Annotated in this window: 22 protein-coding genes; 12 read left to right on the forward strand and 10 right to left on the reverse strand. The window is 67.5% G+C overall.

Annotated elements, in window-relative coordinates; translation table 11 throughout:
• Positions 1-41: 41 nt before the first annotated feature.
• A complete protein-coding gene (locus FS769_RS09650) occupies positions 42-2,750 on the reverse strand; it encodes an alpha-L-rhamnosidase (protein ID WP_144832858.1) in 2,709 nt (902 codons plus the stop codon).
• 110 nt (positions 2,751-2,860) lie between these two features.
• On the opposite strand from FS769_RS09650, the gene FS769_RS09655 reads away from it, so the two are divergent.
• Positions 2,861-3,478 carry a TetR/AcrR family transcriptional regulator gene (locus FS769_RS09655; RefSeq protein WP_186325496.1) on the forward strand — a complete coding sequence of 206 codons (618 nt, stop codon included), beginning with the start codon at positions 2,861-2,863 and terminating at the stop codon, positions 3,476-3,478.
• Between the two features lie 90 nt (positions 3,479-3,568).
• Positions 3,569-4,663, forward strand: coding sequence for an alanine racemase (locus FS769_RS09660; protein WP_144832862.1), 1,095 nt, complete (start codon positions 3,569-3,571; stop codon positions 4,661-4,663).
• 58 nt (positions 4,664-4,721) lie between these two features.
• Here the strand turns inward: FS769_RS09660 and FS769_RS09665 are convergent, their stop codons facing one another.
• From FS769_RS09665 to FS769_RS09675, 3 genes are read right to left on the reverse strand one after another with little or no spacing between them, the layout of a single operon-like run.
• Positions 4,722-4,955: a hypothetical protein gene (locus FS769_RS09665; RefSeq protein ID WP_144832864.1), complete on the reverse strand. Its 234-nt coding sequence runs from the start codon at positions 4,953-4,955 to the stop codon at positions 4,722-4,724.
• Entirely contained in the window at positions 4,952-5,746 is a 795-nt protein-coding gene (locus FS769_RS09670; protein ID WP_144832866.1) for an alpha/beta hydrolase, read from the reverse strand. The genes FS769_RS09665 and FS769_RS09670 overlap by 4 nt, the downstream gene beginning before the upstream one ends.
• A gap of 5 nt (positions 5,747-5,751) precedes the next feature.
• Positions 5,752-6,270 (reverse strand): quercetin 2,3-dioxygenase, encoded by a 519-nt coding sequence (locus FS769_RS09675; RefSeq protein ID WP_144832868.1) that lies wholly within the window; start codon positions 6,268-6,270, stop codon positions 5,752-5,754.
• A gap of 162 nt (positions 6,271-6,432) precedes the next feature.
• Between FS769_RS09675 and FS769_RS09680 the strand changes: the two genes are divergently transcribed.
• The 3 genes from FS769_RS09680 to FS769_RS09690 all read left to right on the forward strand — a co-directional run bounded on the left by FS769_RS09680 (position 6,433) and on the right by FS769_RS09690 (position 9,084).
• Positions 6,433-7,335, forward strand: coding sequence for a LysR family transcriptional regulator (locus FS769_RS09680; protein WP_144832870.1), 903 nt, complete (start codon positions 6,433-6,435; stop codon positions 7,333-7,335).
• Positions 7,336-7,707: 372 nt separating this feature from the next.
• Entirely contained in the window at positions 7,708-8,226 is a 519-nt protein-coding gene (locus FS769_RS09685; protein WP_144832872.1) for a hypothetical protein, read from the forward strand.
• A 12-nt stretch (positions 8,227-8,238) separates the two neighbouring features.
• A complete protein-coding gene (locus FS769_RS09690; RefSeq protein WP_144832874.1) occupies positions 8,239-9,084 on the forward strand; it encodes a hypothetical protein in 846 nt (281 codons plus the stop codon).
• 143 nt (positions 9,085-9,227) lie between these two features.
• Here FS769_RS09690 and FS769_RS09695 read toward each other — a convergent pair whose 3' ends face one another.
• Positions 9,228-10,061: a S9 family peptidase gene (locus tag FS769_RS09695; protein WP_222123920.1), complete on the reverse strand. Its 834-nt coding sequence runs from the start codon at positions 10,059-10,061 to the stop codon at positions 9,228-9,230.
• Positions 10,062-10,299: 238 nt separating this feature from the next.
• On the opposite strand from FS769_RS09695, the gene FS769_RS09700 reads away from it, so the two are divergent.
• The 3 genes from FS769_RS09700 to FS769_RS09710 all read left to right on the forward strand — a co-directional run bounded on the left by FS769_RS09700 (position 10,300) and on the right by FS769_RS09710 (position 11,557).
• Entirely contained in the window at positions 10,300-10,524 is a 225-nt protein-coding gene (locus FS769_RS09700; protein ID WP_144832878.1) for a hypothetical protein, read from the forward strand.
• A 356-nt stretch (positions 10,525-10,880) separates the two neighbouring features.
• Complete coding sequence (locus FS769_RS09705; RefSeq protein ID WP_144832880.1) at positions 10,881-11,360, forward strand: hypothetical protein; 480 nt, start codon at positions 10,881-10,883, stop codon at positions 11,358-11,360.
• Positions 11,357-11,557: a hypothetical protein gene (locus FS769_RS09710; protein WP_144832882.1), complete on the forward strand. Its 201-nt coding sequence runs from the start codon at positions 11,357-11,359 to the stop codon at positions 11,555-11,557. The genes FS769_RS09705 and FS769_RS09710 overlap by 4 nt, the downstream gene beginning before the upstream one ends.
• A gap of 77 nt (positions 11,558-11,634) precedes the next feature.
• Here FS769_RS09710 and FS769_RS09715 read toward each other — a convergent pair whose 3' ends face one another.
• The 4 genes from FS769_RS09715 to FS769_RS09730 all read right to left on the reverse strand — a co-directional run bounded on the left by FS769_RS09715 (position 11,635) and on the right by FS769_RS09730 (position 15,517).
• A complete protein-coding gene (locus FS769_RS09715) occupies positions 11,635-12,306 on the reverse strand; it encodes a hypothetical protein (protein WP_144832883.1) in 672 nt (223 codons plus the stop codon).
• Between the two features lie 393 nt (positions 12,307-12,699).
• Positions 12,700-12,909, reverse strand: coding sequence for a hypothetical protein (locus FS769_RS09720; protein ID WP_144832885.1), 210 nt, complete (start codon positions 12,907-12,909; stop codon positions 12,700-12,702).
• A gap of 66 nt (positions 12,910-12,975) precedes the next feature.
• On the reverse strand, positions 12,976-13,194 hold the full coding sequence (locus FS769_RS09725; protein WP_144832887.1) for a hypothetical protein: 219 nt from the start codon (positions 13,192-13,194) through the stop codon (positions 12,976-12,978).
• Between the two features lie 7 nt (positions 13,195-13,201).
• The gene (locus tag FS769_RS09730) at positions 13,202-15,517 is read right to left on the reverse strand and encodes an RHS repeat protein (RefSeq protein ID WP_186325497.1); all 2,316 of its coding nucleotides are present in this window, start codon (positions 15,515-15,517) and stop codon (positions 13,202-13,204) included.
• Between FS769_RS09730 and FS769_RS16850 the strand changes: the two genes are divergently transcribed.
• Entirely contained in the window at positions 15,507-15,668 is a 162-nt protein-coding gene (locus tag FS769_RS16850; protein ID WP_186325498.1) for a hypothetical protein, read from the forward strand. The genes FS769_RS09730 and FS769_RS16850 overlap by 11 nt on opposite strands.
• 492 nt (positions 15,669-16,160) lie before the next feature.
• The gene (locus tag FS769_RS09735) at positions 16,161-16,571 is read left to right on the forward strand and encodes a response regulator (protein WP_144832891.1); all 411 of its coding nucleotides are present in this window, start codon (positions 16,161-16,163) and stop codon (positions 16,569-16,571) included.
• Positions 16,572-16,652: 81 nt separating this feature from the next.
• On the opposite strand, the gene FS769_RS09740 is transcribed toward FS769_RS09735, so the two are convergent.
• Complete coding sequence (locus FS769_RS09740; RefSeq protein ID WP_144832893.1) at positions 16,653-17,213, reverse strand: Dps family protein; 561 nt, start codon at positions 17,211-17,213, stop codon at positions 16,653-16,655.
• A 169-nt stretch (positions 17,214-17,382) separates the two neighbouring features.
• Here FS769_RS09740 and FS769_RS09745 point away from each other — a divergent pair, with 169 nt between their 5' ends.
• On the forward strand, positions 17,383-19,191 hold the full coding sequence (locus FS769_RS09745) for a glycoside hydrolase family 15 protein (protein WP_222123921.1): 1,809 nt from the start codon (positions 17,383-17,385) through the stop codon (positions 19,189-19,191).
• Positions 19,192-19,245: 54 nt separating this feature from the next.
• Positions 19,246-20,139 (forward strand): SDR family oxidoreductase, encoded by an 894-nt coding sequence (locus FS769_RS09750; RefSeq protein WP_144785800.1) that lies wholly within the window; start codon positions 19,246-19,248, stop codon positions 20,137-20,139.
• The last annotated feature ends 24 nt before the right edge of the window (positions 20,140-20,163 follow it).

Below are 20,163 nucleotides of genomic sequence, written 5' to 3' on the forward strand. Positions count from 1 at the left end.
CTCCTTCGAACGATGGGTGGTGCCAGGGGTGGTGTGGAACGTCAAACGGTGAGGCGGACGGAGGATGCGGCGGTGACCTCGTTCCTTCCGGGATGGAGGGTGAGGGTGAGGTCGGGGAGCACGAGCTCGGCCTCGACCCCGAAGGGCAGGACGACCTCGACGTCGACGACCTCGCCGCGGCGCTGCCATGTGCTCGTGATCTCGCCGAACGGGGTGTCAACCGCAGCCGAAACGCGGTCGAGGGGGGCCTCGATGTCCGGGGCGATGCGCGCGCGACGCCACCCCGCGGCGGCGGGCGCGACGCCCGCGAACCGTCGAACGAGGAAGTCGTCGACGCAGCCGAAGGCGTAGTGGTTCAGAGACATCTCCCGAACCGAACCGTCCGCGGCCACGGCATCCCAGGTCTCCCAGATGGTTGTCGCGCCGCGGTCGACCTCGTACAACCACGACGGCGCCCGGTCCTGCCAGAGCACCGCGCGCGCAAGGTCGCGGTGTCCTGCGTCCCAGAGCGCGTCGAGCAGATAGGGCATTGACAGGAAGCCGGTGTCGAGGTGGTCGCCACGGGCGTGCACCAGGTCGACGAGGCGACCGGCCGCCGCATCGCGCAGGTGGTCGGGGATCATGTCGAGCCCGAGGGCCAAGGCGTACATGCCCTGCAGCTCGACGGGGAGCGACGCGTCGGCGCCGACGTACTCGCGGGCGAAGGCGTCGCGCACCTCGTCGGCGCGCGACGCGTACTCCTGGCTCTCGTTCGCGCGACCGAGCACGGCGGCGATGCGCGAGGCGAGGGTAAGGGTGTGCGCCTGGAACATCGGGGCCGCCAACTCGGAGGTGAGGGCCGGAGCGATGCCGATGGCCTCGTGGGTGGGCTTGCCCTCCATGGTCGAGGGCGTCAGCCAGTCGCCGAAGTGCTCACCCGTGTTGTACAGCAGTCGCTGGCGTTCGCGTCGCTCGGCCGAGAGCTCCGCGCCGGCGAGAGCGGGCGGGACTTCGGCGGCAGCCGTCGCGGTCTGGAAGGCGATCCACCCCTGGATCGCCGGGTAGTTGTCCTCGAGGATGCGCACGTCTCCGGTGCGCTCGTACAGCGTCCACGGCACGATCGCGATGGCATCGCTCCAGCCGGCCGCGGCGACGATTGACCCGAAGCCCGAGGCGGTGGTGATGGCTTCGTCATCGAATGCCGACCGGGGGGAGAAGATTGGCACCCGCCCGTCGGGAAGCTGATCGGCCCGCAGGTTCTCGAGCCAGCGGGTCACGAACGGCGTCACTCGCGCGATGTTGGTCGCAGCGGCGACGAAGACCTGCATGTCGCCCGTCCAGCCGGCGCGTTCGCGCTGGGGGCAGTCGGTGGGGATCGACAGGAAGTTGCCACGCTGGCTCCACACGACGTTCTCGTGCAGGCGGTTCAGGCGCGGGTCGGACGTCTCGAAACGACCCGTATATTCCAAGTCGCTCGAGATGACGATGGCCGAGACGTCGTCGGCGATGAGGGCGTCCAGCCCGCGGATGCGGGCGTAGCGGAAGCCGTGGAATGTGAACTCCGGTTCCCACTCGACCGCGCGCCCGTCGGAGACGTACACGTCGGTCTGCTCCTTGTTGATGCCGGAGATGTTGACGAACCAGTCGCCCTGGGCATCGAGCGTTTCGGTGTGCTCGATCGTGATCTCGCATCCCGGTGCCAGCGCCGGGATGCGCAGGCGCACGCGCCCCGCGATGACCTGCCCGAAGTCGACGACCACACCGTCGTTCGTCCTCGTGACCGACCGGGCGGGCAGTTCCATCACTCGGCGGACCGGCTCTCCCGAGAACGCGACGAGAGGGCTGAGTTCGCCCTCCCGCACCGCGACCGGTGCCCATCCGGAATCGTCGAATGTGGTCGAGGTCCACTGCTGCGCGCGGCGGGCGTCGTAGCGCTCGCCGACGAAGATGTCGGCGTAGGTCCACGGGCCCTCCGCGCTGATGGCACCCGTTCCGGCGCGCACGATCTCGGTGCGCCCATCGGGCATCGTCAGGTGGAGCTCCCAGGTCACGGCGGTGCGGTCGCCGAACTGCGCACTCGAACCGGTGAGTCCGATGCGGCCCGCCCACCAGCCGTCGGCGAGGGCGATGGCCAGGACGGTCGGTCCGCCCTGCAGGTGTTCGGTGACGTCGTAGGTCTGCACGCTCATGCGGTGCCGGTAGCTGTCGAACCCCGGGGCCAGTGCCTCGTCGCCCACGCGCTCGCCGCCGAGCCACGCCGAGTAGACGCCGCGTGCCGTCACCATCAAGCGAGCTCGAACGGGTGCCTCCGTCAACGCGATGCGCTGCCGCACGAGCTGGACGGGGCGCAGTCGCTCGGACGGGTCGGTTGTGGGTCCAGATCCTCGGATCCAGTCCATGAGCGACCAGCGCTCCAGCTCGGTCGGCGACTGCGCGGGCTCGATCCAGGGGGCTTCCCACCGGGACAGATCGGGCGCGGTTCCGAAGTGGGACTCCTCGCGCAGCTCGCCGTACGCGGACCAGCTCGTGACGCGCCAGGTGTAGTCCTCCAGTGGACGGAGCGGGCGCCCGGCGTAGGGGATCAGGGCGCCGGCGCCGTCGGGGACGCGTCCGGTATCCCAGACGGTGATGCCGGCCCGATCGACGACCTCGATGCGGTAGGCGGTCTGTGCGTGGTCGGCGACCCACGAGAAGCGCGGCTCCGGGGAGGCGACCGCAAGAGGGCGCCGTTCGTGCTCGACGCGGAGATCGCGGCAGCGCTGCTCGCTCATCGGGTGCTCCTTCGCTCGCGTCGCACAGATCTGCGGCGCAGGGCGAGCGTACGACGTGAAAACCTTACATGCAAGCTTTTCGCGAAAGTTTCGTCACGTACGCTTCTTCCGTGGTCGCACGAGGGACGAAACGGGGCTCGTACGCGGTCGGCCGGGAGCGGCGCGAACGCATCCTCGCCGTCGCGTCGCAGAGATTCTTCGAGGCTGGCTACTCGCAGACCTCTCTCGCCGAGGTGGCGCGCGCGGTTGGCATCACGACGCCGGGGCTGACGCACCACTTCCCGACGAAGCAGCACCTGCTCCTCGCGATCGTCGAGCACCGGCTCGACGTCGCCCAGGGGATGGCGGATGCCGCGAGCGGCGAGCCCGATGGCATCCGGACCATTCAGCTGCTCCAGTCGATCTCGGACACGATCGCCTCGGACCCGGCGCTGATCACCTTGTTCGTGCTCGTCTCAGCCGAGACGGCCGACCCCTCCAGCCCCGTGCACGCCCTCTTCGCGCAGCGGTACGAGCGCGCCGTGGAGGACATCGCTTCCAGCTTCGAGGCGGAGGCGCGAGCCGGGGCCATCCGTTCCGACCTCGACTACCGCGCTCTCGCGCGCGAGTGCATCGCGGTCAGCGACGGTCTGCAGCTGCAGTGGGTGGTGGCGGGCGGGGGGATAGATCTCTCCGGTCTCATCCGAGCGCATCTGGACCGAGTGTCTCGTCTGATTGCGATCGACTGAGACGGCCGCGCCACAGGCGCCGCGACATCCGCGCCACGCCCGCGGAGCTCCGTGACGTGCTGACGAAACAGCGAGAGACAGAGGGATGACGTGAACGATCTGATGGACGACCTCGACACGCCCGTGGTGCTGGTGGATCACGGCCGGATGCTCTCCAACATCGCGAGGATGCACGAGCAGTTGTGCGCTCGGGGAGTCGTGGTACGACCGCACGTGAAGACGCACAAGATCCCGCAGATCGCTCGACTTCAACGTGATGCCGGGGCGCGGGGTATCACGGTCGCCACGATCGGTGAGGCCGAGGTGTTCGCGGACCACGGTTTCGACGACATCTTCATCGCGTATCCGCTGTGGATCACCGCGCGCGCCGCGGTGAGGCTGAGGGCGATCAGTGCGCGGGCCAAGGTCATGTTCGGCGTCGACTCGGCGGAAGGCATCGCTGCGGCGGCAGCCCACCTCGCGTCGGCCGCGCGAGACGTGTCGGTCATGATCGAGGTCGACAGTGGGCACCACCGCAGCGGAGTGCGTCCCGCCGACGTCGGAAGCATCGCGTCGGCCGCCCGTTCGCGCGGGCTGGACGTGGCGGGCGTGTTCACGTTCCCCGGGCACAGTTACGCCCCGGGGCACGCGGAGGAAGCGGCGCGGCAGGAACGAGAGGCTCTCGCGGAGGCGGCGCGCTCCCTCGCGGATGCCGGCTGGGTCGACGTCTGGATCAGCGGCGGCTCGACTCCCAGCGTACTCGCGACACCCGCCGGTGCCGTGTCGGAGTTGCGGCCGGGAGTGTATGTCTTCGGCGACGCGCAGCAGGTCGAGCTCGGTCACCACGCCCTGGACGAGGTCGCCCTCACCGTCCTGAGTACGGTGGTCAGTCGCTCCGAGGACGGTGACCAGCGGCGGGTGATCCTCGACGCGGGGAGCAAGATCCTCGGGAGCGACAGGCCCGCCTACGTCAGCGGGTTCGGCCGGATCCTTGAGCACCCCGCCGCGCGCATCGCGGCACTCTCCGAGCATCACGCCACCGTCGTTTTCCCCGATGACGTCGCCCTGCCTGAGCTCGGCTCGCGCCTTCGCGTCATCCCCAACCATGTATGCCTCGTCCCCAACCTCGTCGACGAGGTCGTCGTCGTCCGCGATGGCGCTGTCGGAGAGCGGTGGCCGGTCGCGGCGCGCGGGCGGAACGGCTGACGGGCGCCCGCGCTTTCGCTCGCCGCTCCGTCGTGATCGGCTGATTGCGCGGGCGCGCTCACGATCGCGTCCGGCGTCTCCGCGTCCACGCTCCGTGCAGGCGCAGCAACTGCGGCACCACGACGTACACCGCGAGCGGGACGACGGCGAGGGTGAGAACGAACGTCCGGAGCACCGGATGCCAGCCTTCGGCGAACGGCTCGAGAGCGAGGGAGCCGAGCGTCACCAGGGGAAAGATCGCGCACCAGGTCAGAAAGGCCCGGGCGTGGATGCCGGGCGGAGGGCCGCTCATACCGCGTTACCGAAGGCGCGGCGGAGGAACGCGACGGCGGGATCCATGACGATCGCGCTGTCGTCGAGGCCCGACCAGATGTGTCCGACCCCGGGGACGAGCTGCAGCTCGACGTCGACCCCCGCCTCGCGCAGTGCGGCGGCGAAGCGCTCGCTGTGGTGGTGGGGGATCGCGCGGTCGTCGAGGCCGTGCGCCAGGAGGAAGGGTGGCGCCCCCGCGTGAACGTGATGCAGGGGGCTCGCCGCGCGAGCGGCATCCGGCTCCTCCGACGGGTCGACGCCGAGGAGGCGGGCTTCCCGGCTCGGCGGGCCGGCCGGGGTGGGTGCCGGCGGCACGTCCGCGAGGTCGCTGGGGCCGTACCAGTCCACCGCGGCTCGAATCCCGGCGTCGGGTTCGAGAGCGAGCAGGGCCGCGAGATGGCCGCCGGCCGACTCGCCCCACACCGCCACTGCGTGTGGGTCGAGATCGTATTCCGCGGCGTGATCGTCCAGCCACCGGCGTGCGGCCCGGGCGTCCTCAAGCGGCGCGGGGAAGGGGGCCTCGCTCGACAGGCGGTAGTCGACGGATGCCACGGCCCATCCCTCGTTCACCAGTCGGCCGAAGGTCTCGTCCGGCGGGAAGAAGCAGAACGCCCTTCGGCTCCCCACCATCCACCCTCCGCCGTGCAGGAACAGCACGACGGGAGACGGGCCGGTCTCGGCGGGGCGGTGCAGGTCGAGCACGAGCGGCCGGAAGCCCGGGACGCTCGCGTAGACAACTTCACGATCGATGCGGGCGGAATCGCATGTCATGGGCGTCAGTCGAAGAGCGCGTAGTCCGCGACGAAGTTGACGTCGTGACGGGCGCCCTCGGCCGCCATGACCGAGAAGTCGGGGATGTGGAACGCGTCGGGCTCCGGGATGCCCGCGGTGTCGGTCGGTCGGCCGACGGCGCGGAAAAAGTCGCTGAACCCGCCCGAGGTCACGCCGAAGATCTTGCCCGTCTGCTCGATGCGGTACGAGTGGATGGTGTTCTTCGGCACGTAGCCGAAGTGCCCGGCCTCGAGGACGCGGGTCTCGCGGTGACCGTTCTGATCGTCGACCCACAGGCGGATCGCGCCCTCGAGCACGAAGAAGGTCTCGTGGGTGAGGGCATGGAAATGCGGGGGGACGGGTCGACCGGGACGCCCCTCGGTGAGGAAGGCGTCGAACTCGCGGCTCGTCTGCGGAGCGGTCGCCAGCAGCGTGAACAGCTGGTCGAACATGACGAGCTTGTCGCCGTCGGCTTCGCCGAGGAAGTAGGGGGCGGGGCCGGCGGGAAGGGCGCTGTGCGACATGGGGAACCTCCGGGTACGTCGTCGGACCCTTCCCACTCTGCGCGCGGCGGCCGCGCCGAGCCAGTACGTTTTCGTGAAGGAGCGTGAGGCATCGTCTAACACTGGACGGCTGTGGATGTCATGTACGGGGTCGCGGTGTGTGCCGTCGTCTAACGTGGGCGGATGGAGATCTCGTCGCCTGCCCTGCGCTACTTCGCGGTGCTCGCCGAGGAGTTGCACTTCACCCGGGCGGCGCAGCGGCTGCGCATCAGCCCGCCCTCGCTGAGTCAGCAGATCTCGCGTCTGGAGAAGCAGGTCGGACGCCAGCTGTTCTTGCGCACGCCCCGGGCGGTGGAGTTGACGACCGCGGGGCGCGAGCTGGTGCCCCTTGCGCTCCAGGCGGTCGCCGCGCACGAGGCGGTCGCGCGGTGGGCGCGCGCGTCGACCGCGACACCGCCGCTCCAGGTGGGAATCGTGGCGACGGGCGCGGGGGCGCTGACCAGCGACATCATCGCCGAGACGCTACGACGTCTGCCCGACGTGCGCGTCGAGCTGAGGCGGCTCGGATTCATGGACGTCGAGCGGGCACTCATCGACGGAACCGTCGACCTGGTGCTCTCGCTCGGGCCGGCCCCGGCGGATCCGCGGGTGGATAGTACGACGCTCCTCGTGGAGCCGCGCGTGCTCGTCGTGCGCGAGGAACACCCGCTCGCCTCCCGCGACTCCGTGTCGATTGACGAGACGAACGGTCTCGATTTCGTGGTGCCCGTCGAAGCGCACAACGCTGCGCGCGCCTGGTGGCTCGTCGACCCTCGTCCGGACGGATCGACGCCGAGGGTCGTCGGCGTCGCTGACGGTGTGGAGGGGCTTATGGACTTCTGCGTCGCGGGGGTCGGTGTCAACATCGCTACCGCCTCGGCGGCGACCCATTACGGCCGGGCTGGCCTCGCCTATGTCGAGATCGACGACATCGCCCCGGCCGAGGTGCTCGCCATTCGGGCGGCGGAGCCCTCGCGACCCGAAGCGCTCGCGGTGGTCGCGATTGCGGAGGCGCTGGCCCGGCGCCGTACCGCCGTCGCGGACTGACGCCGCGTCGTGCTTCGTCGGCTCCGGCCCGGGGGCGGCTGCGGCCGTCAGTCCCGCAGGAAGGGCGGCACGATGCGCGGCGGCTGCGCCTCCAGCGTTTGTCGTTGGACGTCTCGGAAGCGAGCCGGAGATTTCCCCGTGTTGACGAGGGCGAAGTGGGCGGCGACGAACCACTCGGCAGCCTCGGCCGAAAGGCTTATGGACGTGGCCACGCCCGATGACCTCAGCACGAGCCCGGGCGTCGGCGCTGTGGTCACGCACAGCCTGGCGGGGTGATCGCTCTGCACGCCCTGGACGGCATCCCTAGCGAATGGCGGCGTTGCTCGACAGACCTCAGGCGCGTTCGCGGCGTGGTCCAACGCCGTTGAGGAAGTGCCTGGCGACCTCGCCGCCGCAGCCGACGAGCTGGCGAAGTCGGCACAGACCTACCGCGGCCACACGAAGCCCCAGAAGGCGGGGCGCGTGTCTGCCGGCGGCGCGGCGATGCTGCTCGCGAGCGCCATGCGTGGCGGTCAGGGAACGGCAGCGCAAGCGGCCATACTCCGACAGCTCGCCAACCTCACCGGGGCCGTTTACGACGCCGCCAAGGCCGCAGGACAGGCACGCCACGCCCAGGCCCTCGCCACCGACGTTCGGGAGCGACTGCGCCGCGTCCACGACGCCTTGCCGGCACCCGCGAAGACCGCGACCGCCACGGCCACGCCGGCCCCCGCTCCGCGTCACGCGACGTCGGCGGATATCAACGACATGGCCCGCGACATGCTCGACAAGATCAACCGCGCCGGGGAGAACCGTCGCAAGGGACCGGGCTCGCCGCTCCCGTCGACGATCGAGCCGGCGCCGCCCCGCACGACCGCAACCCCGAGCCCTGACCGAGGCGCGGAACGATGAGAGGAGCACGTCATGGCCGATGAGAGCGACGGCATCTCCGAAGCGTTCGAGGGGCAGCTCCGCGTCGCGATGACCGCCGCCGGCCGCGTGGGCGAAATCATCGCCCGACAGCGCGAGGAAGCAGCTCGGCGCGCCCAGGCCGAGAGCACCCAGCAAGCCCGCGAGCTGGCATCCCGGATGCAGGCCGAACGGCAGTCCACGCGCGTTGAGCTCAGCGGCGTCTACCGGAATGACTGGTGGAATCGTGCGACCCCCGAGCAGATCGGCGCGACGTTGGCCACGGCACGCGCCTGGCGCCACGAGGAGCCCGAGGCAGCGCGCGCCGAGGCGCACATGCGCGACGAGCTGCGCACCCGCTACGGCGTCGACATCGACGCAGCCGGCGGCGACCCTCGGGCCGTGCAAGCAGCCGTCGACGCGGAGCTGCTGCGCCGGCAGTCCGAGTCAGTGCGGCAGCGTGGTACGGGTGAGGAAGCCGAGGCGGCGTTACTGATGCGTGAAGCCGACCGCGCGGATCGCCAGACCGGAGGCGCTGACCGGCGCGCCGAGAACGTGTTTGAGGCCTCTGAACAGCCGATCCAAGCCCATGTTGAGGCTTCGCGCCACGTTCGCGCGGCTCAGCCTGCACGCGCCGTGGCCCCTCCCAGGTATGACTCAGCACGACGCCGAGCAAACGACGCACGCAACCTCGAGGGCAAGGGGATCGAACACGAGGCCATAATCGCAAAAATGCATGCGGACACAGGCAATGCCAAACCAGCGACAGAGGCAGTCAAGGGCGCATCCGAGAACGGCAAGGGGTCACGACGAGCGCGACCTGCATCAATTCAAGTGCAACGCCCCGGGCTCGGGCGCTGAAAAGATACCTGACTATCGATTGCGCCGCCCGTGTTTCGGCGCGTCAGGCTGCGCCTTAGAGCAGCTCCCGTTGGTCCTGGGAGCGCGCTAAGCGACCAAGCTCGATATGAGGGAGAAAAACCCGTGTGACGGGGAGAAGCTGACTAGACGCGGATCTCCGAGAAGGTCTCCGCCACCCAGTCGGCGATATAACCCGCGACGTAGGGCATGTTGTCAATGGAGATGTGCTCCGTGCCGCCCTCAGGCTCACTGAAAATGCGTAGTTCGAGCTTCGAGGAGTTGACGGCTTGCGCGGCGGTGAGTTCGGCGTATCTAACGTTGATCTGTCGGTCATTCGCGCCGTGCGTGATAAGAAACGGAGTCGTGATTTTCTCGGCGACCCCGTTCAGGTGCATGTCCTTGGTGACTCGAAGAAAGTCGTCAATGTTGTCAACGCCCCAAACCCAGAACACATGTTCCCAGTAGTGCGGAACCGGATTCTCGCCCTCGCGGCGCCGTCGGCCCTGTTGCACCTCGGCCCAATCGTGGTTTGCTCCCCACGCGACGACAAGCTTAAGACGCTTCTCGAACGCAGCAGCACGGGGCGCGTAATAGCCGCCCAACGACCAACCGACGATACCGATCTGCGCGGCGTCCACGTCGTCGCGCGTCTCGAGATAGTCGATGCAGGCCGATGCCCACGTCTCTGTGTCATGGCGAGCTGTGAGACCGCGCAGCCGAAGCGCTTCCCCGGACCCCGGCGTGTCGACCATGAGGGTGGAGATACCGCGCCGCGCGAGCATCTGAGGGAAGCCCGAGTAGTACATCATCTCCTTCGTGGAGTCGAGCCCGTTCCACTGAATAATCACGGGGGCGGGGGCGAGGTCAGACGTCTCTGCTGCATAAAAATAGGCCGGCAACGAGACGTCTTCGTACGGAATCTCCACGCGGGTGAGAGGCACGTCGCTGAGGGAGACATGTCGCTCCAGCAGATCCATCGACTTCTGATATGCAGCGGTTCGTCCCGACCACGTGGGGGACTGAAGGCGCTCCGCCTGGGACGTGTAAAGCGATGACCTATACAGCTTGTCGCCCGCACCGATCCTGCGCCCCCGCTCAATATCACCCTCGGCGGAGGTTGTAAGACGGTCAGCGACAGCCGACCACATCATGCTCGCCAAGTTATTGCGAGGCGTTGATCTCGCTGACACGGCAGCCGTCGCAGAGGTCCTCCGCATGTATGACCTCAAGCGCATCGGGCACACCACCTCACAGGTTGAACAGGCCTACGGTGCCGGGCAGCTCTTCCACCACACTCCGCCGGAGGGCCGCGCTGAGCGGGATCGAATGCTGGACGAGACGTCTTTCCTGCAAGACATGGTCGGGGACGGCTCGCCCCGCGAGATCGTCGCTCAGCTGGTTGAGATGGGGGAGGACAGGCTGGCGCCAGCGGGACGCTAATCCTCGGCGAGCACTCCTTCTGAATGCATTCGCTCTCGAGGCGGCGTTCGGGGCAAGCGTCATCGGCCCTGGTGGCAAGGCCGGACTTTTCGCAGCCCCGAACCGATCGCCGCTCGGATGACGGCGACGTGGTCTCGGTCGCGAAGCGGTGTGCGCACGCGGGGAGACCCGGAAAGAAACTGTCGTGCTCCAACCTGTCGGTGGATTCGCTAGATTCGTAGGAACAACGAGGGGCCCCAGATCCAGTCGTCCGGCTGGAATTCTGGGGCCTTTCTCTGATCCCGTCGCCCGTTTAGGTTGCAACTTGGCGTACGTCGGGAAACAACCCATCTGGCGGTTCAACGTAGGCTCGCCGCATGACAGCTGACCTGGGTCCTCACGAGCCAGAGTCCAGGGCCCGGCGGTTGCCGAGGTTGTGGTGGCTGTTCGTCGCTATCGGTTTGGTTGTTGGCGGCATTGGGGGTTTTGTAATCCCGCCGCCCTACCCGGACGGGCAGTGGTGGGGGGCTTTTCTGACATCTGCCGGCTTCGGCGGCAGCCTGGCCGTGGTCGGTGCTGGCATCGCGGCTACCATCGCTTTTTACAACTCTCGCAGCGATCGCCAGCAGAAGCAGGATGCTGACGCGCTTTCTCAGTGGTGGAGCCGCTTCACGTGGGCCTGTGAGAAGGCCGTCAGCACGAAACGTGGCGAGTCGGAGATGGGTCTATCGGTACTCAAAGCATTGATAGATGCGCCTTGGGCTCGAGACGAGGATAATGAGATGGCAATCGGAGTGGCTAACGTCATCAACGACGCCATGAACCCCACACCGAACAAAAGGTGGTGGCAGCGATGAGCGGATACAGCGAACAGTCGCAGAAGCTCGCGGAGGAGCTGGCCGAGAAGGCAGCGAACAATCTCCGCCGATCCGGCCGTACCGTTGAGCGCAGCGCAACGACCGGGCGCTATGTTGTCGGCGACAAAAGTGTCGGTAGCACAGTCGTTCGCAAGCACGGCGGGCTGGGTGGTGCGATCACCCGCCGCAATGGGTAGCCCTGCGCTCTAGTCGCCTTTCAAGTGCCTCTCGCGGGGTATCAAGTTGCGCCAGATGTGGCGCTTGAGTCCGCCCTTCAGCTGGGCAGGAGCTCGAACCCATCGGTCGACACGAGCTTCAGCTTCGGTCCGGAAAGCTTGGACTTTACGTGTAGAACGATGAAGTTCAGGCGCCCGTTGGTGAATCCTTCGGCCACGAAGGTGACACGGCCGCGCGTCGTGTCCAGGGTGATCTCGCATGGAGGAGCGCTGCCGGTTTGCAGGCTCAGAAGCGCTGATAGCTCGGGATACGTGGTCTGGCCGATAGTTCGCCGAAGCATGGAGGTCAGGCGGCCGTAACGGTTCTGGAAGCGAGCCGATTCGAACGTCTGCGTGCCGATTACTTCGACGCTTCCCCCCGGCTTCGGAAACCTGCTGGCTGCGACGACAACCACCTCAGCCGGCCAGTCGAGCACCGGGCGCCACATGTTCTCGGTGGTCGCGATGACGTACCGGCCGCCGTCGAGCGAGTGGTCGTTGACCTTGATCGGTTCGTCCTTGCCGAGCAGTGCGGCCTTCGCGTCCCACGAGTATCCCGGCGCCTCGGCGATGAAGCCGGGACAGCGGTCCGACACGACGAGGTGATCCTCCGACAGGAGCGACGCCTGCGTGGCGATGCCGTACGAGACGTTGTTGAGCCCGCCGGCGGTGGGGATGCCGAGCAGGTTCAGCTCGCGTAGAAAGTGCAGCGCCGCGGGGTCGACGATCACGAGCTCCAGGCGGAGGGCGGTGTCGTACGGCGTATGCGGCTGAGGCGGTCTGCGACCTCGCGGCCATCGAGGTACTTGTCGCCGATGTCCGTGAGGCCGGCCCGCTGCAGTAAGCGCTCCTTCTCATCCCGGGAGTCGAAGCACACGGCAAAGCAGAACTCGGAGTCGGTGGCGCGCTTGAAGCGGCCGGCTCTGTTCGCCCCATGTGTCGCTAAACTGACATAAGATCCATTATCGGCGTTGCCGTCTAGCGGCGCATTGCTAGTGCGTCTGCTGGATTGAGACGCTCGAGCTGAGGCGAGCGATGAACGGCCCCTCCAGGCAGGAGGGGCCGTTCATCCGCAAGTGAGCTCGGGGCTGTACCGAAGGCTCGATACCGACCTCGAACGATAACTATTTCTCGGCGTCCGCCTCAGAGGACGCATCATCCTGCGGCAAACCTCGTTCGGCCACTGCGCGGCGTGCCCAGAATAGAAGCGTCCCGGCGGCAATCCCGGTGAGGATCGCCGGCACCCACCATCCCGCGCCGGCGAATGCGATCGTCGCGGCGCCTAGAGGGATTACGCCAGCGATGTAGATGATCGATGCCTTGTCCATAGTCACAAAACGTTTGTCGTTGTCGACGTTGAACTATTCATACTTGAAGCGCAGGTCGATGGTGCAACGAGATCAACCTTTGTTTCGCCTTTCATTAATCAAGAGCACCGCTATTAGTACGATGGCCGCTACCATTCCGAGCAGCCCAAATGCCCAGGTTGGCCAGCCGAGAAGGCGGTTTGCACCGACTTCCGGGCCGCTTGCATCGCCGATGTTCGCGAAGAATATGAAAGCGCATAGCGCGCCGAGCAGTCCGAAGATGACCACCCCGCCCATAGTGTTTGACTTCATTTTTTCCTTATGTAAATTGTCCGACAACGCCGTACGCGACACCGGTAGAGAGAGCAAGGCATCCAGCCCCGGCGATCAAGCCGAGACCACCGGTCAACCCGGCAGTTACACCTGCACAGATTACGCCCGTTAGCGTGCCTACAATCAGACCGGTCGCTTCCCCAGCTATCTGTTGTGGGTCGCCACTGTGGAGGGCTGCGGCCGCTCCCCCGATGTCCCGTATCAACCCGAGGATGTCGAAGTAGCCAAGCCCGGCGTTCCCCGACGGATCAGTTATGTTTATCGGGTTTCCGCTGGCGTAGCCGTACGGGTTCTTTTCTTGGCCCGTCAGATCCATCTGCGTGAAGCGGGCCTGGCTAGCGTCGTAGTATCGCGAGCCAAATTTGTAAAACCCGCCGCCGAGGGACAGCTCGCCGATGTAGCGGAGTTGGTTTTCTGCGATGCGGGCGTTGGGTCCGGTGGCGCGTTCTTCGCCGTCGGGGCTGTAGCTGTAGCCGCCGAGGTAGCCGCCGCCGCTGTTGAATATGCCGACGACGGATCCGAGGTGGTCGGTGACGTAGTAGAACCGCTTGTTGTCGATGCTCTTGTACGACAGTGCCGCCCCTTCGGGGGTGCGGGTGTACCCCTGGTCGGTGGTCGATCCGTCGCTTCGGCGCATAAGCCCACCGGCTCCGTTGTCGAAGTTAAGGCCGGTGCCGTCGCCGTAGCGTTCGGTGTTGCCGACGGCGAAGTTGGTGTTCGCAACGCCTCCGAGGTAGCGCGTCTGGCTGCGGACACCGTAGCTGGAGGCGAAGCCTGACCCGTCGCGGGTCTGGTTGCCGGCGGCGTCGTAGGTCCAGGTCATGGTGTCGCCGGTGGCGGCGACGAGCTGGTTGGCGGCGTTGTAGGTGAAGTTCTTGTTCCCTGTGATGCCCGTGGACCCGGTGCGGGCCATGGAGGTGCGGTTGCCGTTGGCGTCGAAGGTGTATGCCCAGGACGCTGAGGTGGTCGACCCGGTCTTCTCGGTCGCGTTTGTCAGTCGGTTGCGGGAGTCGTACGCGTAGGTGGAGACGGCGCCGTCGGTGATGCCCTGCTCTTTGTAGGAGGTGCGGGTCTGCACGTTGGCGCGGTCATCGCTGGTGCCGGGCTTGGCGTAGCTGTAGCCGATGTCGACGACAGTGGTGCCGGCCCAGGTTTTCGCGGTGATGCGTCCGGGGCGGCTGCCTGCGTCGCGCGCGGTTTCGATGGTGGCGTTGCCAGGCAGGATGCGCTTGGTCTCTGCTCCGTTGACGTCGTATTCGAAGAGGATGCAGCCGGAGTCATCCGGGTTCGGCGCCGTGCAGTTGGCGGCTCCGCCTTGGAGGACGGTGGTGAGCTGGTTGGCGGCGTCGTAGTTGTAACGCACCTGACCTGAGGCGTCGAGGTAGCTGGTGATGTTGCCGACCTTGTCGTACGTGTACGTCGATTTCACGCCTGAGCGGGGCCCGGTTTCCTCGAGCAGACGGCCCTGGGTGTCGTAGGTGAAGGTGCGTGCCCCGCCGGCGGAGTCGGTGCGGGACTTTTCGAGCCCGTTGTCGTAGTACTCCATGGCGACGTTGGCGGTGTTGTGGAACGTCGTCAGCAGGGTCTTGTCGCGCACGTCGTACTGGTAAGAGGTGGTGTAACCGTTGCCGTCGGTGACGTATGCCACACGCCCGAGCGAGTCGTACGTGTACGCGGTCTCCCCCATCGGTGCCGGCGGGGTGACCTTTCGTAGATCGCCCTTGTTGTCGTAGAGGTAGCTGGTGACGTTGCCGTTGCCGTCCTTCGTGGTGCAGACCTGGCCGGCGAAGCCGCCGCAGGTGCCGTAGGTCTTCTCGAACTCCACCACGGGGTTGCTGCCGCTGGTGTCGGACTGCTTGGTTGGGTTGCCTGCGCTGTCGTACTCGTACTGCTTCTTGTTGCCCGCGTCATCTGTGGAGCACTTGGGCTGGAACGCCGTCCCCGTGTCGGGGGCGGAGCAGTTGGTGCCGATGGCGTACTGCGCCGCCGCGGCCGCGCCGGTAGGAAGCTGAGCTCCGGTGCGGTTGTTCGACCCGTCGTACGTGTACGTGGTCTGACCGGTGCCGAAGGCATCGGTGGTGGTGGCAATGTCGTTGTTTGCTGTCCAAGACTGCGACCGCCCGCGTCCGAGCGCGTCCTTGGTGTTGGTCACCTTGCCGGTGTTGTCGTAGGCGTAGGCGGATGCGTTCCCGTTGGCATCCGTCACTACCGTTCGACCGAACGAGTAGGCGAAGGTGGTGTCGATGCCCGGCTGTTGCGCGACCTTCGTCACACGGTGTGAGGAGTCGTACGTGAACGTCACCGTCGTCGTTGCCCCGGCGGCCCCTGCGACGGGGAACACCATGGTGGAGATGCGGCCGGTGGCGTTGCTGCAGTACCGAGCGGGTGGTCGCCGCCGTCTGCACGATCGCGACGACCTGAACGATCACGAGCCCGCCCAGCGCGGCGAATGATCGGGCCAGGCCCGGACGCGACCGGCGCGCGCGGGCGATGATCCCGGCGAAGACGCCCCCGACGACGAGCAGCACGATGATCGTCGTGATCGCGTACTGACTGTAGGGCAGCATCACGAAGGGCCCGACCTTCGCGGGATCCTGCCCCTCGCCCAGGTTCTGCAGCGGCAGGAACGGCCCGGTCAGCAACCAGGGCAGCAGACCCGCCACGCCGCCCGCCGCCCCAGCAGCACGAACCACGCAGTGCCCGTTCGTCGGCGCAGGTCGGTGTCGTCGTCCATGAGGCCCCCGTCTCGGTCGATGCTCCGACGCTATCGGAGCGACGCGGGCGCATCGTGTCGCCGAGCCGTCGCCGCCACCTGGCACGCGCGGCGGCGGCCTTCTCCACAGTGGGCGATCGGGTGCATTCGTGCACAGTCTCACGACAGCTGCCCGCGGGCAGCCCGCACCGTGATCTACAGTCGGGGCATCTCATCGTGAAAGGACCGGGCCATGGAGACGATCCCCCTGCTGTCGACAGCGATCGGATTGCTCGTCACCGGTTCGGCGACCATCCTCGGGGGCACGAAGTGGATGATCGGTCGTGTCGGACACCGCACCGACGCGCGCTTCGCCGAAGTCGGCGCACGCTTCGACCAGATGGACGCGCGCTTCGACCGGATGGACGCGCGCTTCGATCGGATGGACGAGCGCATGGACCGGGCCGATGCCCGTTCCGCAATCCATGACGAATCCCTCGTCGGCCTCAAGCTCGACCTCGCGCGCTTCGAAGCGCGCACGGACGAGCGCTTCGTCGCCGTGGGCGCGCGCTTCATCGCCGTGAGTGAATCCCTCGCCGAGATCCGAACGACGGTGGCCCGCCTCGAGGGCCCCCACCCGCCGTTCCTCATCGCGCGCGGGTGAGCGGCGAAGCCGGGGGAACCCGCGCACGAACGACGGATGCCGAGGCCCCGGGGCCCCGGCATCCGGTCTCTTCTGCGTGTGTTACGACTTGCGGGCGACGCGGTTCTCGGCGCTGACCATCCACGACAGCTGCTCGAGGCGCTCGAGCACACCGTGCAGGATGTCGGCGCTCGTGGGGTCTTCGTCGTCGACGTCGTCGTGCACCTCGCGGACGGTGCCGACCGTCGCGTCGAGACGCTGGGTGATGAGGTCGATGACCTCCGACGTGTCGACCTCGCCCTGGGGGAACTCCGGCAGGGTGGTGGTCTCGGCGATGGTGTCGCTGCGGCCGTCGGGCAGGGCGTGCAGAGCGCGCATGCGCTCGGCGACCTCGTCGCTGAACTCACGTGCGGCGTCGATGATCTCATCGAGCTGCAGGTGCGTGTCGCGGAAGTTCTTGCCGACGACGTTCCAGTGGGCCTGCTTTCCCTGGATCGACAGCTCGATCAGGTCGACGAGCACGGCCTGCAGCGAGTCGGTCAGCTTCTCCGACGCCTGGAAGCCCTTCTCGGCGTTCTGCTCGTCGGTGGTCTCGGGACCGCTGCCTCCGCGCGCGGGGCGACGACGGTTCTTGGTGGGGGCGTCCTTGGTGGTAGTGGACATGCGCGTTCCTTTCACTCACGGTCGATATCGACGCTAGGCGCGACGCACGCACTCGCAGCGGGGGTTGCGGGGGTTGCGAAGCCGGGGTACCGCCGATCGCCTCTAGCCGTTCACCCGGGGATCGACAACCCCGGCTCCGTGCCGCCGCCGCGTTCCTAGCGTGAGAGTCGTGCCATTGCATCCGCCCTCGCCCTCTCGCCCCCTTCGCGACTACGCCGCGATCGGCGATGGCCGCACGGTCGCCCTGATCGGCCTCGACGGCTCGGTCGACTGGTTGCCGCTGCCCAACATCCACTCGCGGCCCGTGTTCGCGCGCCTCGTCGACGAGTCGTCCGGCGGCTGCATCGAGCTCGCCCCGGTCGGGGAGTACACCGTCACCCGTCGTTACATCCCGCGCACGAACGTGCTCGAGACGACGTTCACGACCGACACCGGGGTCGCCACGGTCACCGACGCGATGGTCACCGGCATCGCCGGTCGCCTGCCGTGGGCGGAACTCGCCCGCCGCGTCGACGGCGTGAAGGGCGAGGTCGAGTTCGCTTGGTGCGTGCAGCCCGGCACCATGCTGCGCTCCGCCGCCCCCTGGACAGAGCGCATCGACGGCTTCTCGATCATGCGCATCGGCCACGTGTCGCTCGCAGTGACGGGTCACGAGCACGGTCTTCACGGTGATCCGGATGCCGGGAACGAGAGTATCGACGGCGGTTTCACGACCGAGAAGGGGTCGCGTCACCTGCTGGTGATCGCCGCGACCGAGGGGGAGCCCTTGCGCGTCCCCGACGCGCAGAACGTCGACCGCGGGATCGACCGCACCATCGGCGGCTGGGAGATGTGGTCGGACGAGTTCTCGTACGACGGTCCCTGGGTCGACGACGTGCAGCGCAGCGCCCTCGCCCTCAAGCTCCTGCTGTTCAGCCCGACCGGTGCGATCGCGGCCGCGGCGACGACGTCGCTGCCCGAGAACCCGCGTGGGGGGAAGAATTGGGACTACCGCTACGCCTGGGTGCGCGACCTCGCCTACACCGCGCACGCCTGGGTCGGTTTCGGCCTGCGCGAAGAGACGCACGCCGCGATCTCGTGGCTGCTGCGCACGATCCGCAAGAACGGCCCCGAAGTACAGGTGATGTACACCCTCGACGGCGACGCCGAGATCGGGCTCGAGAAGCACCAGGTGCCGGGATGGAACGGCAACCAGCCCGTCGTCACCGGCAACCCCGCGCAGGGGCAGCTGCAGCTCGGCGTCTACGGCGACCTCATCGCCCTCTGTCGCACCTACGTCGAGGCCGGCAACCGCCTCGACATCCAGACCGGGCGTCTGCTCGCCGACGTCGCCGACCGCACGTGCGACCTGTGGCGTCTCGAGGATTCGGGCATGTGGGAGCTCCCCGAGCTGCGGCATTACACCTCGTCGAAGATGGGCTGCTGGAAGGCGCTCGACGATGCGCAGTGGCTCGCCACCGGCGGCCACATCCCCGACAACGGCGACCGCTGGCGCGCCGAGCGTGACCGCATCCATCACTGGGTCGGGGAGCACTGCTGGTCGGAAGACCTGCAGACCTACACGCTCGCCCCCGGCAGCGAAGACCTCGACGCCTCGGTGCTGCTGCACGCTCCGACGGGCTTCGACCGGGGCGAGCGCATGTCGAAGACGGTGGATGCCATCACCGAGCGCCTCACGACCGAGAACCACCTCGTCTACCGCTACACCGGCATGGACCAGGAGGAGCACACCTTCGTCGCGTGCGCCTTCTGGCGGGCGACCGCCCTGGCCTGCGTCGGCCGGCACGCCGAGGCGATCGAGGCCATGGATTCCCTCGTCGCCCAGGGCAACGACGTCGGGATCTACTCCGAGATGATCGCCGAAGACGACGGCGCCTTCTGGGGCAACCTCCCGCAGGCACTCAGCCATCTCGCCCTCATCAACGCCGCCCTCGTCATCCGCGAGGTGGTCGACCCCGCCGACCTCGGCGGTCACTGATCCTCCACCGGGGCCTCCGGTCCCGGCATCCACCCCCCCCTGAAAGGACTCGCCATGAGCACGCAGTACACGTTCACCGACCCGTCGAAGCTGTACGCCGACATCGACCCGCAGTCGCAGGACCAGAAGGAGCCCGGCCTCGACGCCGAGCTGACGCCCAAGGCCAAGTTGGGTGAGGACACCTACGTCGGCACCGAGCGCCTCAAGGGCCGCAAGGCCCTGATCACGGGCGCCGACTCGGGCATCGGTGCCGCCACCGCGATCGCCTTCGCCCGCGAGGGCGCCTCGGTCGCGATGTCGTACCTGCCGCAGGAGAAGGAGGATGCCGACCGCATCGCCGGGATCCTCCGCGAAGCCGGTGCCACGGTCGTGCAGATCCCCGGCGACCTGCGCGAGCGCGAGTACGCCCGCACGCTCGTGAAGGAGGCGGTCGAGGGCCTCGGCGGCCTCGACATCGTCGTCAACAACGGCGGCAAGCAGATCTTCAACGAAGACGTCACCACCCTGACCGACGAGCAGTTCGACGACACGTTCAAGACCAACGTCTACGCGATGTTCTGGATCTGCAAAGAGGCCGTGCCGCACCTGAAGCCCGGTTCGACGATCATCAACACGACCTCGATCCAGGCCTACTCGCCGGCGCCGATCCTCGTGGACTACGCCTCGACCAAGGCGACCATCAACACCTTCACGAAGGCGCTCGGTCAGCAGCTCGCCCCCAAGGGCATCCGCGTCAACGCCGTGGCTCCCGGCCCCATCTGGACCCCGCTCCAGGTCACCGACGGTCAGCCCGACGAAAAGGTCGACGAGTTCGGCGAGGAGACCCCTCTCGGTCGCATGGGCCAGCCGGCCGAGCTCGCCCCGGCGTACGTCTACCTCGCTTCGGCGGAGTCGAGCTACGTGATCGGCGAGACGCTCAACGTCAACGGCGGCATGCCCACGCCGTAAGCGTCGTGCGCAGAGAGGGCCGTC

This window comes from Microbacterium sp. BH-3-3-3, assembly GCF_007679045.1.
GTDB classification, from domain to species: Bacteria; Actinomycetota; Actinomycetes; order Actinomycetales; family Microbacteriaceae; genus Microbacterium; species Microbacterium algihabitans.